The organism is Streptomyces sp. NPDC001450, from assembly GCF_053597295.1.
Genome location: NZ_JBSFHY010000050.1, coordinates 36,824 through 51,385, shown reverse-complemented (window position 1 = coordinate 51,385; position 14,562 = coordinate 36,824). Strand labels below are relative to the sequence as shown.

Sequence of the window (14,562 nt, the reverse complement as noted above, 5' to 3'; positions counted from 1 at the left end):
CCTGAAGGGAGGAGATTCTCCACCCTCGAGGGCTGATGTGGGATTCACGGCTCAGGCTGCCTCTTGGTCTAGCGGACCAGGAGGTCTTACGCCCTCAGCACCGTCCGGGTTCCAACCTGCCCGGACCAGCATCACGCGGGCGGAGTTCTTGTCCCTGGGGGATACGGCTCCGCACGCGGTGCAGGCATAGGTTCGTTCTGAAAGTGGTAGTGCGTGCTTGGTTCTCGCTCCGCACTGCGCACAGCCCATCGTGGTGTGCGCGGGGTGTACGAGACGGACGTCCCGTGCGTGCTTGCGGCCCATGTCGATCAGGGCGCGTTTGGTCGCGGCGATGGCGGCGTCGGCGGCTTTGCGGGCCATGGTGGTCTTGGCGAGGAACTTCGGCCGGAAGTCCTCCACCGCCACCCCGTCGTGATCGCGCATGACGGACTTGGCCCACTTGCGGCCGGTGTCCTCACGCTGCCGTGCGATCTTCCTGTGCAGCTTCGCCGTCTGTGCCTGCGCCTTCCGGTAGCCCTTGGATGCGGGCTGTCCCTTCGGCCGGCGGCGCCGGGCCATCATCCGCTGGTAGCGGGCGAGCCCATGCGCGGCCCGCTTGCCGTGCTCGGGGTGCGGAAGGTCGTAGGCGTCGTCGGTGGTGGTGGCCGTCTCGATCACGCCCCAGTCCACTCCCAGGACGCGGCCGGTCTCCGGCAGCGGCTCAACTCGGGCCGGGGCGACGAAGGACGCGTACCAGTGTCCGAGCGTGTCCTGGTATACGCGCACGCTCGACGGGTCGGCCGGAAGGTCCCGCGACCACACCACCGTCACCACGATCCCACCCGCAAGGTGCAGACGACCGCCCCTGAGCCGGAAACCCCGCTTCGTGTAGTTCAGGCTCGGCCGCGCCTCCCGCTTGCGCTTGAAGCGGGGCATCCCCGCCCGGCGGTGCATCGGCAACCGATCCTTGATGTCCTTCAGCGCCTTCGCCCTCGACGTGGCGAAGTCCCGAATCACCTGCTGCTGCGGCACGCTCGCCCCCTCGGCCAGCCACGGCGTCACCCCGCGTGCCTCGGTCAGCATCCTGTCCAAATGGGCTGGACCACACGTCAGCTTCTCGCCCGTGGCCTTGCCGAGTTGGTACGTCTGCTTCGACTTGGCCACGCATTCATTCCACAGCCACCGGCAGCGATCCCACTCCGCTTCGAGTGCGCGCCGCGCGGTAGACGACAGGCGCACACGGAAGGTGTACCGGGCATGCCCGGCCCCCTCCGTGATCGCGTCTGTCGTCATGCATCCGAACCTACCCGGGAGCACTGAAAGTTGAGTCCACTTGATCGCCACGGGCTCGCTCACCTCGTCGCGGGGTGGACGGTCTTTCGCCCCTGGGGGCGAAACCCCTATTTCCAGTCCTGCTCCGCAGGAGTCCGATTCCTCCCCGGCCTGAAGGCCGGGGCATCCTCGGAGGAACCCGGTGACGCTGCTCCGGGCGGCGCGCGTCGGCCCCGCGGAGGCAGCCGCCTTGGCGGCGGTCTCCGCGGAACCCGTGTGACCGTCTACGCTGGCGCGCGCGGAACGGTCTCCCGCACCGTGGGACGCCGCATGCCGTGGCGGGGTACCTGCTTGACACTGCGAACCACCGTCGGCGGCCTCAGACGTCGGATGCTCTGGGCAGCCTCTCGCTCCCGCGGTGACAGCACGTGAGGCTGGTCCCCAGGGATCACACCGGCCTTCGATTCGGCCTCGCCGTATTCACTGCTGTGGAGCCAGACGGCGGTGGGCTGCTGTCGGACCGCCCTGGAGCCGCCCAGTCGCCGCTCCTCCGCCCGGTCCCACGCCTGCCCCCATTCGTCGAGGGCGACCCCCTTCAGCCCGCACGCAGCCGCGAACGCGAGGACGAACTGGCGCGTGGGTCGCCCGGTCTTGCCGCTGATCAGACGCCCGACCGTGGCGTGCGCGAGGACTCCTGCACTGTCTCGCTCCAGCTCCTCGTACGGGCGCGAGCCGTCCTTTTGGTACAGGTCGACCAGGGCCTCGCGCAGTTCGAAGAAGTCGCGCGCGTAGCGCACGTGCGGCACGGGGTCGGACTTGCTGCGAGCGGCCAGGCTCTGCCGGTAGCGGGCCCGTTTCCACAGCCGTTCGCCCTCGCGCCGGTCGGCTCCGCAGGCAGCGGCATAGGTCAGGACCGTCTGCAGCCTGGGCATCACCGCGCCGGATGCGGCCCGGGACAGGGTGTCCGCGCTGCACCGGGCCGACACGGCGCCGACCTCGACCATGCTCGCGGTGAGCGCGGCGAGCTCGTCGTAACTCAGCCCCGCCTCGGCTCGCTGGACGCGCAGCCAGCGCGCCAGTGACTCCAACGCCTTGTCACAGGAGGCGATGGGATTCTCCCGCCGGCCCATGGTCACCCCCGACCTGCCGGAAGGGGCTTGGCACCGCGCAGACGGCCGACCAGGCGAAGACCCGTATCTGCCGATTCGGCCAGCAGCACCAGCACGGACAGGGACGGCATCCCCGCCAGGGCGAGGACGGCGGCGAGGACCAGGACGACCACGACGATCGTCACCTCGGGAACGGTCAGCGGCAGCTCACCGGACGTCACGCACGCGGCGTGACCAACAGCAGAGTGGGGCACGTGAACTCCATCGGTTGTGGCTCCAACTTGCGTGCACTCAGGGGTGGTTGCCGTCACCCCATCGAGCGGCACCCCTCGATGTTGGCGCACGCCCGTACCACCGCTGTCTCGCATCACCACAACAACGGGGGTTTAGCCGCACCCGCGTCTCGCACTGGGCGCAACGAGTCCCGCTCACGGACACCAGCGTTCCCGCAGGTGAGAGCCATGGTCCGCCAGCCTTTTCCGCATCCCCCGCTCAATTGCCGTTGAAGCACCACTTCCATGCCGTGATGCTGGGAACCACTCACCGTCCTGGAACTGCCTGGGACGTGCATCCCGTCGGTCTGTGGCTCCACCGCGACTTCGGGAAAACCAGCGGGCGGCCGCGTTGCCGCGAGGGCCCCCGCAGGACTGCCGATGCTTCGCGCACCGGCGCGCTTGTTGAGGGGGCCGGCGATGCACTCTCCGGCCCCTTCGCCGTAGTTGCCCGAGCCGCTGGAGGACAAGAACCAGTTCTTCGCCTGGCTGGTCGCGGAGGTGTTCCTGAACACCAACGGCCACTACATGCACTACGAGCCGGAGGAAGCCTGTCCCTCGTCATGCGTGCCAAGCACAAGGGCGCCGGTGTCCAGGAGATCGCCGCCCAGCTCCGCGCCTGGGCCACGAGCTGAACACCCCTCCCACAGGATGCGCGCAGGACCGAGGCATGTTGGCAGCGCTAGGTGGCGGGCCGCTCTGAAGGCGGCCCGCCGACGGGTCAAGGGGCCGTTGCTGCAATATCAGCCAGCAGGCGCGCGGCGTCCTGGGTGCGCAAGAGGCGCGAGACGTGTGATGCGTACCAGCGGGGTCCTCCTCCAGGAGTAGGTGTGCCGGACTTGTTCAAGTCAGCAGCGATGTCGATCAGCTTCATGCCGCAGGCGCGGGCGACAACCACTCGCGACAGCACCGTGTCGGGGCATGACCGTGGCCTTCCCAGCCGAACGCCCGCGGCGCGTTTGACGGCCAAGGCCTCGATGGTGGGGCTACCGACGGAATGGCTTGACCTGCGGTTTTGCAGTTCTTCGTGTGTGATGGTCCCGTGACGGCATGAGGAGATTCCCGGGCGCTTCAGCTCTCGGTCGTGGTCGCTGATTCGGGTGGATCAGGGCGGGTCCCAGATTGGGAGTCGGCGCGGAGCGCAGCCTTCTGGCGTGGTGGCACAGTCGAAGAAGCCGCGTCCGAAGCGGCCTGCGATCCGGCTCGGTGAGATCAACACGGTCGCCCTCGTAGACCGGCTCCGGGAGCTGTACCAGGCGGGCGGCGATCCGGAGTTCGAACGCTTCCCTGCCTCCGACGAGCTGCTGCTCGTGCTGCGGCACGCGGAGCGGACGGCCAGCCAGCTGCGTGTCGAAACCGCCAAGGTCGACCCGAAGGACGTCATGGGCGAGGCCGCGGTCATCCGCACGAAGCTGTGGCAGTACCTGCGGGAACAGGCAGATGCCGGACAGCTGAAGGCCTCGAGGCGGGACGGGTGGTCGGCATCCCCTGGCACCGGTTCAACGAGGCGCTGTGCGTGAACACCAAGCACGGCGCCCAGCAGAAGGCCCAGAGGCTGAAGGCCGAGCAGGTAAGGCGTCCTGATGAGCGACGGGCTCCCGAGACAGCGCGTGCTCACGAGCTGGTGGACGCCGCCGAGGAGGTGGAGCGGCTGGGCAGGATCGCCCGGAACCTGCCGCACTTCCCGATCGCCCATCGACTGTGCCACGAGCTCCTGGCGCACAGAGACGGTCTTGTTGTCGACGGCATGGCGGAGTGGTGGCTCGACGACATCGCCGAGGTCGTTGACAACCGCACGACCGACCTGGAGAAGGCCAACCTGACGGATCTGCTGGTGAGCTTCGTACGAGAGATCCACAAGCTGGCCCGGGAACGGAACCAGCCCGCAACGACGACAGACGAGGCCCGCCAAGCCTTCACCGCGGCCACCGATTTCATCCACCGCCCAGGGTCGGCGATCCCACGGCAGCGACCACGCTCCCAAACTGGGACCCCCGCACGGCGCTCGCGCCGCCGGACGCGAGGAGGGCGGCCCGGCAGTTGACGCTCGCCTCATTCCGTCATCCCGCAAACCGCATTTCGTTGGTAGCTCAAAGGACTGAGGAAAGGACGCCCAGCGGTGCCCGGTCCCCGAGAACCGGGCACCGCGGCAGGCTCAGCGCCGGCAGCTTCGGGGGACTGTCGTCCATCGCGGCTCTGGCAAGATCATGTGCCTATGGCATCCGGCTGGGGCCACACGACCCAGCGCGGTATCGGTCAACGGGGAGCGAGGAAGTATGCGGACGCGTGCCATCTCGGCATCGGCGGGCGCCCTGGCGCTGGTAGTGATACTGGCCGGCTGTAACGGCGTGGGCTCGGGAAGTTCCGGCGCCCAGCCGTCGGCGGGATCGACGGCGGCCAGGACAACCTTCAGCCTGGGCGAGACCAGCCCGGTGCAGGACAGCGACATGAAGACGTCCGACGGCGCCAAGTACACAGTCACCGTGACGCAAGTACAGACGGGGACCAAGGCCGACATGGACAACTCCGGCCTGGAACAGGACTCGACCGACAGGCCCACTGTCCCGGTCTATGTGTGGACAACCCTCGCCCACAAGAGTGGCCCGCCCATGCGGGTCGGCGACATGACCAAGAACCTGTTGATCAACCACACCATGTCCCTGATGGTGATCGGTGAGCCGAAGTGGCCAAACTGCCCGCTATTCGATCCCGATACGAAGCTGCGCGCGGGCCAGTTGAAGAAGGTCTGCCAGGTCTTCCTGATCCCTGCAGGTGAGCAGCCTGCCTCCGTGCAACTCTTCCAGGGCTTCAGCCGCGATCCGCTGCGGTGGATGGTCCCTGCGAAACAGCCTGCGGGGTGATCCCGACCTGTCTGAGAACTGCGAGAGGCCGCAGATATCGCCGGCAATCCCACGGCAGCGACCACGCTCCCAAACTGGGACCCCCGCACGGCGCTCGCGCCGCCGGATGTCTGTTGACAGCCAACTCAGTCCGGTCGAAGTCTCCGACCTGCGCGGACTGGGTTGGCTGTCACAGCCTGTCGTGCCGATCGCGGCGACTCAGACCCGGCTGATCTGGGACGACTCGGTTGGATGGCAAGGATCGACGTCGACTGGATTCGATGGCAGCGGACACCGGAGGCGAGGAGGGCGCCCCGGAAGCTGATGCCCGCCTCATTCCGTCACCCCGCAAACCGCATTTCGTCGGTAGCTCTGGTGCGGAGGGAGATGAGTTCGTGCCTGCTGCGTGGTGGACGGCGGCTCATGAGCCACCGCCTTCCGCGCCTCCCGCAGGGGTGGTGGCGTCGGCAGGTGCGCCCGGCGCCGGTGCGGACAGTGGGCCTGGCTGGCGGCGGGGAATGAGGACTGCCCACTCGCGCGGGCTGAAGGCCCGGGCAACAGAGGGCGTGGCTTTCAGCCCTTCGACGCCATACCACTTGGCGATGATGAGATTGAACAGCAACCAGGACGCCCACGCCATGAGAACGAGGAGCACTGGTACTGCAAGGACGAGGGTCCAGCGAGGATCCATGAACGTGCTCCGCTTCAGAGACTCAACAGAAGGTGTGTGATCCCTGAAGCCGCCGCGTGTGGCTGGGTTGCCACCGCTGCGCGCACACCGGTCGTGCTCTTTTACCTTTACCTACGGGCGGTGTCCTCCCGCAGAACGGACCACGTGCTGCGCGGCCCGACTGGGCTCAATGCCCCAGCAGTTGACTTCCATGAGGGCATGCTGGCATGGCTGCTCGCCGTTTTCGCTAATCGGTGCGATGTGCAGGAACGACCGGTGAAACCGCTGGGCCGCTGGGGTGCAGCCACCACAAGGCCCTCCATCGGGATTCGCCAGACCCTCGTCCGGGCGGCGGTCTACGGTACGGGCATGCCGCGCTGCCCGCTGCGGTCGTATGAGGAGGAGTCCCGTGTCATCGCCCTGTGACCCCGAGTACGCTCCCGTCGGCGATGTGGGCGCAGCGCTGATGATGATCGACTCTCGGCTCACAGCCGTCTACGACAGCAAGACTGAGGCCGATCCCGAACAGCAGCAGATGGTCGACCAGTTCGCCGCATCCTTGGGTCCTGGGGGAGTCGATGCGCTGCTGGACGGCGCGTGCACGCTCATTTACATGTTCATGGAGTGGCTGCGGACGGCCTGCGAGGACCACGACAAGGACGTCATCGAGTACGTGGTGCCCACCCTCGTGGCCACGATGCGCATGATGCCCAAGACCTTCCGTCCCGAGGTCATCCCCACCATGGCCGGCCTGCTCGTCGCCGCAGGCACCGGCCTGAGCCCCAATTTGTGGCGCGCGCAGTACGGACGCTGGACCGATGCCGAGATGAATCCCCTGGAAGCCACGGCCGTCCTGCTCGCTGAGCACATCAACCGGATTTCCGGCGACCACGACTTCGCCACCCGCTTGATCACCGAGGCTTTGTCCAGGTCGGACCAGGGCTGACGTGCAGCATCTGCGCGCGAGCGTGGGACAACGACCGATTTGCCCTGAAGGTGCGCCTGCCGCACCCGAGTGGCCTTCGGTGTGGGGCTTCTGGCTGGCGAAAGTTCAGTGTCACCAGACGCAGTCACAGCAGGTGTGACTGAGCTCGCTACTTGGCCATTCTGTGCATCACAACTGGCCACGCCCGCTGAACCGCGCACGCAGACTCCCTGGCATACGCTCGGGCGAGCACGATACCGTCCGTCAGCGTCGCTTTGCCGTGCAACATGGCGGGGCATCGACCTGTGAAAACGGCCCTGCAAATTCAGGCCAGGCACCCGGGAACAGGCGCCCCTTCCAGGCACCTTCGTGGACCGTCGTTTTGCTTCCGGACAAGAGGCGTGGCCCCTATCGTGAGCAGAGTGTCCATAGCGCCCGCGCCCCCGTCTGGCGGCCCCCCGCTGCCTGGTCGGTGGCAACGGTTGCGGGCGCAGTGGGCCGACCGGCATGCCCTGCCCCGGTTCAGCTACTGGCTGCTCAGCCGCGGCGCCGTTGTGCTGACGGTGTGCGGGGCGCTGTACGTGCTCGACGGGTTTCTGATCGGCTGGGCGAACGCCTACAACGTGATGACCGGGATCGTCTCCCCCGCCGATGTCCACCCTCAGTGGTGCACATGGCCACTGTCCCTGATCGGCTGGGCCGCAATCCCCGCCATTGTTGGAGCAGCGGCTGGCTACGTCATTACCGAGCAGATCCAGGACCACCATGCGCGCGAGTTGGGCGAGGTCATCCAGGAACTGCGTCGCGTGGCTGAGCAGTCCGATCCACCCCCCTCATCCGGAGGCGGCGTGTGATCTCCCTGCATGATGTGTACGAACAGGGCAGTGATGCCGTCAAGGCCGCGGTCTTAGCCTTCGGCGCCCGCCATCGCCCGGACGGCGCCTCTCCGGACGCCGAACCGGACTGGAAATGTGCAGAGATGCACTTCACGTACCTGATCGAGGTCATCATGGGAACGGCAGCACCCCCGCAGAGCGGCGCCGCAGCCGCCGTACGCCAGGCCGAGAACGCAGCCATCGACTTCCTACTGGCCGTCAACAACCGCCCCGACTACCGCTGTCCCATCTGCGTCAAGCGACAGCGCCGGCCGCGATGAGCCCCCGGACTACCCTGGAGACGTGGTGACGGATGCCGAACGCTCGCAGCGTGCAGCCGCCCTACGCGGACTGCTCTTCCTCGCGTGCCCCGACGCGAGCCGCACTGCAATCATCATGACCGCTGAGGCCATCGCGCAGCGCGCAGACGAAACACCCCGACAAGCAGTTCCCGAAGCCCAAGGGCTCAGGAAACGCCACTCGCCTAAGGACTGGGATTCTGTCATGGACCTGGTCGGCGCAGACCTGGTCGGTGCAGACCTGCGCGGCGCGGACCTGATCTGGGCGAGCCTCACCCGCGCGTTCCTGATCGAGGCGGACCTGGCCAACGCGAACCTGCGCAGCGCGAACCTGACCGACGCCAACCTGACCGACGCCAACCTGACCGACGCGAACCTGGGCGGCGCCGACTTGACCAACGCGAACCTGGGCGGCGCGAACCTGACCGACGCCAACCTGACCGATGCGAACCTCACAGGCGCATGGCTCATCGGCGCCTTCAGCATGCGTCTTCCGCCAGGAGCAATCTGGAACCGGGAAACTCGGTGGCCTGCCGAGTTGGTATCGGATGTTGTCGAGCAGTCCGACGAGGTGAGCCCCGGCGTGTACAGGGTGCGTAGCAGGCCGGCGCCAGACCGATCAGGCGCGTTTCGGGTCTGAGGAACGTCTGCACAGCACCTGCGGCGCCACCCTCGTCTGCTACTGGAGGCGGGTTGTGCGGCTGGCGGTGTGCGCCACTCTGCCGCTGACGAAGTCCTCAAGCTACCAGGGGCTACTTGCCCCCGGTGTCTGAGCCAAGAATCCGGTCAAAACGTCGCGCTCAACCAGCCAACTGAAACGCGCAGCGGCCAAGTAGCGCGCTCAGTCACAGCAGGTGAGCAGGTAATTCGCGGCACGCCGACTTGATTCGTTCGAACGAATGCTCGAATATCGTCCCATGGGTGCAAGACCGGTGGCGAGCGTGCGAGCAGGTGGCGTCGCCGCCGAGTCGGCGTACGCGTCGCCGCTCGGAACCGTGCTGCCGGAGGGACGCATCCGTCCCGGAACCGCGGTCAGCGTGAGTGGGGACATGCCGCTGCTGCTGGCGCTCGCCGCGCAGGCTGCCGCCGGCACCAGCGGCTGGGCGGCCGTGGGGCTGCCGCACATGGGGGCGCTCGCGGCCCAGGCCGCGGGCTTGGACCTCGCCTGCGGGATGCGCATCGACGACCCCGGCCGTCAATGGGCGCAGGTGCTGGCCACCGTGGCCGAAGCCGTCCCGGTGGTCCTGGTGGGTCCGCTCGGCACCGTGCCCGATCGGGTCGCCCGACGGTTGTCCGCCGTGTTGCGGCGCAGCGGATCGGTGCTGTTGGCCGCCGACTCCTGGCAGGGAGCCGAGGTCCGGCTGCGCGTCGTCTCCGCGGCCTGGGAGGGCGTCGGCGCCGGACACGGTCTGCTGCAGGGACGGCGTGTGAAGGTGGCGGCCGCCGGCCGCGGCGCGGCGGCCGCACCGCGGTACGCCGAGATGTGGCTGCCCGGGCCCGGCGGGGCGATCGCACCGATCCACCCCGAAGCGCCCCCGTTGGAGGGCCTGGAGCCGGCCGCCGCGGACGGCGCCCCGCATCAGGGGCGTGCCGTCCTGCGCGTGGTGGGGTGACCCACGGTGGGCGATACCAGACGCATCGTGGGTTGGATTCCCGACTTCCCGGTCATCGTGGCCGGCACCCTTGGCGACGAGCCGGTCGCGGTGATCCACCGCGACGCCGTGGTGGCGTGCTCGGCGGCCGCACGCCAAGCCGGGGTACGACGGCGCATGCGCGCCCGCGCGGCGCAGGCCCGCTGCCCGCAGCTGCGCGTCGTCGAGCGGGACCTCGCCGCAGAGATGCGGGCCTTCGAACCCGCCGTCCGGCATGTCGAAGGCACGGTCATGCCGCGCTTGGAAGTGATCCGCCCCGGGCTGATCGCCGCGCCCGCCCGTGGTCCGTCCCGCTACTGGGGCGGCGAGCAGCAGCTTGTCGACCACCTGGTCGCCGCCTTGGCCGAGCTGCACCTGCCCGCCCGGGCAGGCATCGCCGACACGGTCTTCACCGCGGCGCTCGCCGCCCGGAGCGGACAGATTGTCCCGGCCGGCGGCGACGCGGCCTGGCTGGCCCCCTTCCCGGTGGGCGTCCTGGGTGTGCCGCGGTTGGCGGAGCTGCTGGAGCGCCTGGGCATCCGCACGGTCGGCGCGTACGCGGCGCTGCCCGAGAACAAGGTGCTGGCCCGCTTCGGCAGCGACGGCATTGCTGCCCATCGCATCGCCCTCGGCCAGTACGACCGCCCGCTGTCCGTGCGCACGACCACCGGCGAGCACACCGTGGCGTACGCCTTCGAACCGGCCGCCCACCTCCTCGAACCCGTCACGTTCGCCGCCAAGGCGAGCGCCGAGCAGCTCCACGAGCGGCTAGCCGCAGCCGGGGCCGTGTGCGCCCGGATCGAGGCCGCCGTGCACCTTGCGGACGGCCGCACCCTGTCGCGCACCTTCCGCCACGAGGGTCGGCTGTCTGCGCTGGCCGTCGCCGAGCGCGTGCGCGGCCTCCTGCAGGCCTGGGCTGATGCCGGCCTGCTCGATGCCGGAGGCGAGCAGGGCATCGTCCGCCTGGTGCTGCGCCCCGAGGACCTCACTGCGGCCACGGGTCGCCAGCGTGCCCTGTTCGGAGAGCGCCACACCCCGGAGGAGATCGAACGGGCGGCCGCCCGCGTGCAGGCGATCCTCGGCCATCAGGCGGTCGTGCGCGTCGAGCTCGGCGGCGGCCGCGGGCCCGCCGACCAGGTCCGCCTCATCCCGTACGGCGACCTGGACACCGGCTCGCGCCCACCCGACGGCCCCTGGCCGGGCCACCTCCCCGCCCCGCATCCGGCCACCGTCTTCCCCCGCTGGCTGCCGGCCCAGCTCACCGACACCAGCAGGCAGGACGTGACCGTCTCCGGACGCCTCGCCCTGTCCGCCCGCCCGGCCCGCGTCGCCGTCGAGGGCTACGGCGAGGCCGCGGTCGACGGGTGGGCCGGCCCCTGGCCGGTACTGGAGCAGTGGTGGGACCGCGAGCGCGCCCGCCGGATCGCCCGCATGCAGATCGCGGCCGCCGACGGCCGCGCCTGGCTGCTGGTCATCGAACACGGCCGCTGGTGGGCGGAGGCCCACTATGGGTGATCACCGCGGCCGCGTGCTCCATCTGCCCACCGCCCGCCGGACGCACCCCCAGCGGCAGGAGGAGGACGAGCCGGGCTGGGCCGAACTCCACGTCCACAGCGCTTTCTCCTTCCTGCAGGGTGCCTGCCAGCCGGACGAACTCGTCGCCGAAGCGAGCCGCCTTGGCATCAAGGTGCTGTCCGTCACCGACCGGGACGGCCTGTACGCCGCCCGCCGTCTGGCCGAGGCCGCACGCCCGGCAGGGATCGGCACCGTGTACGGCGCCGAACTCACCCTGGGCGATCCCGAACTGGGCACCCCCGTGGTGCTCGCCCGCAGCCTGGAGGGCTTCCGGCTGCTGTCGGCGACGATCAGCGCCGCCCAGCTGGCCGGCGCCAAGAACGCCCCGGTGTACGACGTGGGCGCACTGTCCGCGGCCGCGAGCAGCGGGCAGTGGGCGGTACTTCCCGGCTGCCCGGCACCGGACGCCGAGCGGCGCGACGTCGCCACGGTCGCCCACCGGCTTCAGCGGCTGACCGACGTCTTCGGCACCGGCAGCGTGTACGCCGAGCTCGTCGACCACGCACTGCCGGAGGACTCCGTCGCCAACGACGTCACCCTCGTCGCCGCCCGCCGGGCCGGTGTCCCCGTCGTAGCGAGTGGCGCCGTCCACTACGCCGCCCCACGCCAGGCCTGCCTCGCCCAAGCGCTCGCCGCGCTGCGCCGCCGCGAAACCCTCGACCGCGCCGCCGGCCACCTCATGCCCGCCCCGACCGCGCACCTGCGCAGTCACGCGGAGATGCAGCGCGCCCTGGCCCGCTACCCCGGCGCCGCGGAGACCACCCTCGACCTGGGCCGCACCTGCGTCATCGACCTCGACGAACTCAGGCCCGAGCTGCCCGGCTTCCCCACCCCGGCCGGGTTCACGGAGGACACGTGGCTGCGCTACCTCGCCGAGCGGGCCTGCACCGCCAGGTACGGAGACTGCGACGAGACGGATCCCCAGACGCGCGCGGCCTGGCGGCAGATCGACCACGAACTCGGCATCATCAGCGACCTCGGGATGGCCGGCTACTTCCTGATCGTCCACGACATCGTGCAGTTCGCCGTCGGCCGCGGCATCTGGTGCCAGGGCCGCGGGTCGGCCGCCAGCAGCGTGGTCTGCTACGTCCTGGGGATCACCTCCGTCGACGCCCTGCGCTACGGACTGCTCCTCGAGCGCTTCCTGAGCATGGAGAAGGCCGGCCCGCCGGACATCGACATCGACTTCGAAGCCGGCCGCCGGGAAGAGGTCATCCAGTACGTCTACCAGCGCTACGGCCGCCAGCACGCGGCGCAGGTCGCCAACGTGATCACCTATCAGCCCAGACTGTCGGTACACGACGCGGCCAGAGTGCACGGCTACCCGGCAGCGCAGATCCGGGAGATGACCCGACACATCCATCACACACCGCCCGGGCCCGACGTCGATCTGCCGACCGAGGTGCGCGAACTCGCCTCCCAGCTCCACACCCTGCCCCGCCACCTGGGCATCCACGTCGGCGGCATGGTCCTCACCCGCCAGCCGCTGGGCGAGATCATGCCGCTGGAGTGGGCCACAGCCGAAGGCCGCTCCGTACTGCAGGGCGACAAGGACGACGTCGCCGCGGCCGGCCTGATCAAGATCGACCTGTTGGGGCTGGGCATGCTCTCCGCCCTGCACACCGCCTGCGACCTCATCCACCAGCACCACGGCGTCCGGCTCGACCTCGCCTCGATCCCACCCGACGACCCCGACGTCTACCGCATGATCGCCCGCGGCGACACCATCGGCGTCTTCCAGGTCGAATCCCGCGCCCAGATCTCCACCCTCCCTCAGCTGCGTCCCCAGACATTCGACGACCTGGCCATCGCCGCCTCGATTATCAGGCCAGGCCCGATTCAGGCTGGCTCCAAACACCCCCTGCTGCGCCGCCGGCGCGGCGAGGAACCGGTCATCTACCCCCACCCGCTCGCCAAGCGCGCCCTGGAGAAGACCCTCGGGGTCGCGTTGTGGCAGGAGCAGGCGATGCAACTTGCTATCGACTGCGCGAACTTCACCCCGGGCGAGGCGGACCGGCTACGCAAGGCCATGGCCGCCAAGCACGCCCCCGACCAGGTCGCCCAGCTCCGCGACCGCCTGATGCAGGGCATGGCCGCCAACGGAATCCCGCCCGCACCCGCCAAGCAGATCGTGGCCATGATCGAGGCGTTCTCCGACTACGGCTTCCCCGAAAGCCACGCCCAGTCCATGGCACACATCATCTACGCCAGCGCCTGGATCAAGCATCACTACCCAGCCGCCCTGATCGCCGGGATCCTGGCGCACCAGCCCATGGGCTTCTACGACTCCCAGACCCTCATCGGCGACGCCGAACGGCACGGCATCACCGTACGACCCGCCGACATCCACACCTCCGCCGAGCACGCCACCCTCGAACCCAACGGCCCGACCGGGCAGATGGCGATCCGCCGCGGGCTGACCAGCATCAGCGGCCTGAGCGAGCAGGCCGCCCAGACGATCGTCACCGCCCGCCGAGAGCAACCCTTCACGGACCTGGAGGACTTCGCCTGCCGCACCCAGCTGCCCGCGAAGCTGATGGAACAGCTCGCCACCGCCGGCGCATTCGACGGCTTCGAAGGCCACCGCCGCACCGCCCTGTGGACGGCCAGCGCCTTCCCCCGCAGCACCCAGCCCTACCTGCCTGGACTCGGCGCCCTGGCGCCCGCCCCCGACCTTGCGCCCATGACCCCCGCCGAGCAGACGGCCGCGGACATCGCGGTCACCGGCGCCAGCACCACCACCCACCCCGTCCGCCACGCCCGCCCCTACCTCGAGCGCCGCGGCGCGCTGACCGCCGCCGTCGCACGCGGCCTAGCCGACCAGACCCGCGTCCGGCTCGGCGGTCTGGCCAAGTACCTGCAGCGCCCGCCCACCGCCAACGGGGTGGCCTTCGGCGCGCTGGAGGACGAGACCGGCATGGTCAACCTGATCTTCTCCCCGCCGGTGTGGGAGCGCTGCCGCCGCACCCTGCTCGAAGCCCCCGCAGTGCTGCTGGACGGCCACGTCGAACGCGCCCACGACGCCGTCAACGTCCTCGTCCACCAGGCCGAAGCCCTGGCCGTACCCGCGCCAGCCGTCCGACGCCGCCAGTACGGTCGGTGAGCGGCCAGGCGA

At 69.6% G+C, this 14,562-nt stretch carries 14 protein-coding genes; 11 read left to right on the top strand and 3 right to left on the bottom strand.

Annotation, left to right across the window (positions count from 1 at the left end; translation table 11 throughout):
* Positions 1-51 precede the first annotated feature (51 nt).
* The 3 genes from ACWC5O_RS39010 to ACWC5O_RS39000 all read right to left on the bottom strand — a co-directional run bounded on the left by ACWC5O_RS39010 (position 52) and on the right by ACWC5O_RS39000 (position 2,581).
* Positions 52-1,272 (bottom strand): RNA-guided endonuclease InsQ/TnpB family protein, encoded by a 1,221-nt coding sequence (locus ACWC5O_RS39010; protein WP_450591349.1) that lies wholly within the window; start codon positions 1,270-1,272, stop codon positions 52-54.
* Positions 1,273-1,535: 263 nt separating this feature from the next.
* Positions 1,536-2,381: a helix-turn-helix domain-containing protein gene (locus ACWC5O_RS39005; protein WP_450591348.1), complete on the bottom strand. Its 846-nt coding sequence runs from the start codon at positions 2,379-2,381 to the stop codon at positions 1,536-1,538.
* A gap of 2 nt (positions 2,382-2,383) precedes the next feature.
* A complete protein-coding gene (locus ACWC5O_RS39000; protein WP_450591347.1) occupies positions 2,384-2,581 on the bottom strand; it encodes a hypothetical protein in 198 nt (65 codons plus the stop codon).
* Between the two features lie 1,205 nt (positions 2,582-3,786).
* Here ACWC5O_RS39000 and ACWC5O_RS38995 point away from each other — a divergent pair.
* From ACWC5O_RS38995 to ACWC5O_RS38945, 11 genes are all read left to right on the top strand, one after another.
* Positions 3,787-4,152 carry a hypothetical protein gene (locus tag ACWC5O_RS38995; RefSeq protein WP_450591345.1) on the top strand — a complete coding sequence of 122 codons (366 nt, stop codon included), beginning with the start codon at positions 3,787-3,789 and terminating at the stop codon, positions 4,150-4,152.
* A complete protein-coding gene (locus ACWC5O_RS38990) occupies positions 4,107-4,676 on the top strand; it encodes a hypothetical protein (protein WP_450781181.1) in 570 nt (189 codons plus the stop codon). The genes ACWC5O_RS38995 and ACWC5O_RS38990 overlap by 46 nt, the downstream gene beginning before the upstream one ends.
* A gap of 232 nt (positions 4,677-4,908) precedes the next feature.
* The gene (locus tag ACWC5O_RS38985) at positions 4,909-5,493 is read left to right on the top strand and encodes a hypothetical protein (RefSeq protein ID WP_450591342.1); all 585 of its coding nucleotides are present in this window, start codon (positions 4,909-4,911) and stop codon (positions 5,491-5,493) included.
* A gap of 868 nt (positions 5,494-6,361) precedes the next feature.
* Positions 6,362-6,568, top strand: coding sequence for a hypothetical protein (locus ACWC5O_RS38980; RefSeq protein WP_450591341.1), 207 nt, complete (start codon positions 6,362-6,364; stop codon positions 6,566-6,568).
* The gene (locus ACWC5O_RS38975; RefSeq protein WP_450591340.1) at positions 6,552-7,088 is read left to right on the top strand and encodes a hypothetical protein; all 537 of its coding nucleotides are present in this window, start codon (positions 6,552-6,554) and stop codon (positions 7,086-7,088) included. Before ACWC5O_RS38980 ends, ACWC5O_RS38975 begins: the two co-directional genes overlap by 17 nt.
* A 461-nt stretch (positions 7,089-7,549) precedes the next feature.
* Positions 7,550-7,921, top strand: coding sequence for a DUF6313 family protein (locus ACWC5O_RS38970; protein ID WP_450591338.1), 372 nt, complete (start codon positions 7,550-7,552; stop codon positions 7,919-7,921).
* Positions 7,918-8,223, top strand: coding sequence for a hypothetical protein (locus ACWC5O_RS38965; protein ID WP_450591336.1), 306 nt, complete (start codon positions 7,918-7,920; stop codon positions 8,221-8,223). The genes ACWC5O_RS38970 and ACWC5O_RS38965 overlap by 4 nt, the downstream gene beginning before the upstream one ends.
* A 22-nt stretch (positions 8,224-8,245) precedes the next feature.
* Positions 8,246-8,881, top strand: coding sequence for a pentapeptide repeat-containing protein (locus tag ACWC5O_RS38960; protein WP_450591335.1), 636 nt, complete (start codon positions 8,246-8,248; stop codon positions 8,879-8,881).
* 277 nt (positions 8,882-9,158) lie between these two features.
* Positions 9,159-9,854, top strand: coding sequence for a hypothetical protein (locus ACWC5O_RS38955; RefSeq protein WP_450591333.1), 696 nt, complete (start codon positions 9,159-9,161; stop codon positions 9,852-9,854).
* Positions 9,855-9,881: 27 nt separating this feature from the next.
* Complete coding sequence (locus tag ACWC5O_RS38950) at positions 9,882-11,387, top strand: DNA polymerase Y family protein (protein ID WP_450591332.1); 1,506 nt, start codon at positions 9,882-9,884, stop codon at positions 11,385-11,387.
* Positions 11,380-14,550 (top strand): error-prone DNA polymerase, encoded by a 3,171-nt coding sequence (locus tag ACWC5O_RS38945; RefSeq protein WP_450591331.1) that lies wholly within the window; start codon positions 11,380-11,382, stop codon positions 14,548-14,550. Before ACWC5O_RS38950 ends, ACWC5O_RS38945 begins: the two co-directional genes overlap by 8 nt.
* The last annotated feature ends 12 nt before the right edge of the window (positions 14,551-14,562 follow it).

Bases quoted from the DNA above. Each gene is read 5' to 3' on its own strand.
- ACWC5O_RS39005 (WP_450591348.1), bottom strand. From the start codon at position 2,381: ATGGGCCGGCGGGAGAATCCCATCGCCTCCTGTGACAAGGCGTTGGAG.
- ACWC5O_RS38985 (WP_450591342.1), top strand. From the start codon at position 4,909: ATGCGGACGCGTGCCATCTCGGCATCGGCGGGCGCCCTGGCGCTGGTA.
- ACWC5O_RS38955 (WP_450591333.1), top strand. From the start codon at position 9,159: ATGGGTGCAAGACCGGTGGCGAGCGTGCGAGCAGGTGGCGTCGCCGCC.
- ACWC5O_RS39010 (WP_450591349.1), bottom strand. From the start codon at position 1,272: ATGACGACAGACGCGATCACGGAGGGGGCCGGGCATGCCCGGTACACC.
- ACWC5O_RS38980 (WP_450591341.1), top strand. From the start codon at position 6,362: ATGCTGGCATGGCTGCTCGCCGTTTTCGCTAATCGGTGCGATGTGCAG.
- ACWC5O_RS38945 (WP_450591331.1), top strand. From the start codon at position 11,380: ATGGGTGATCACCGCGGCCGCGTGCTCCATCTGCCCACCGCCCGCCGG.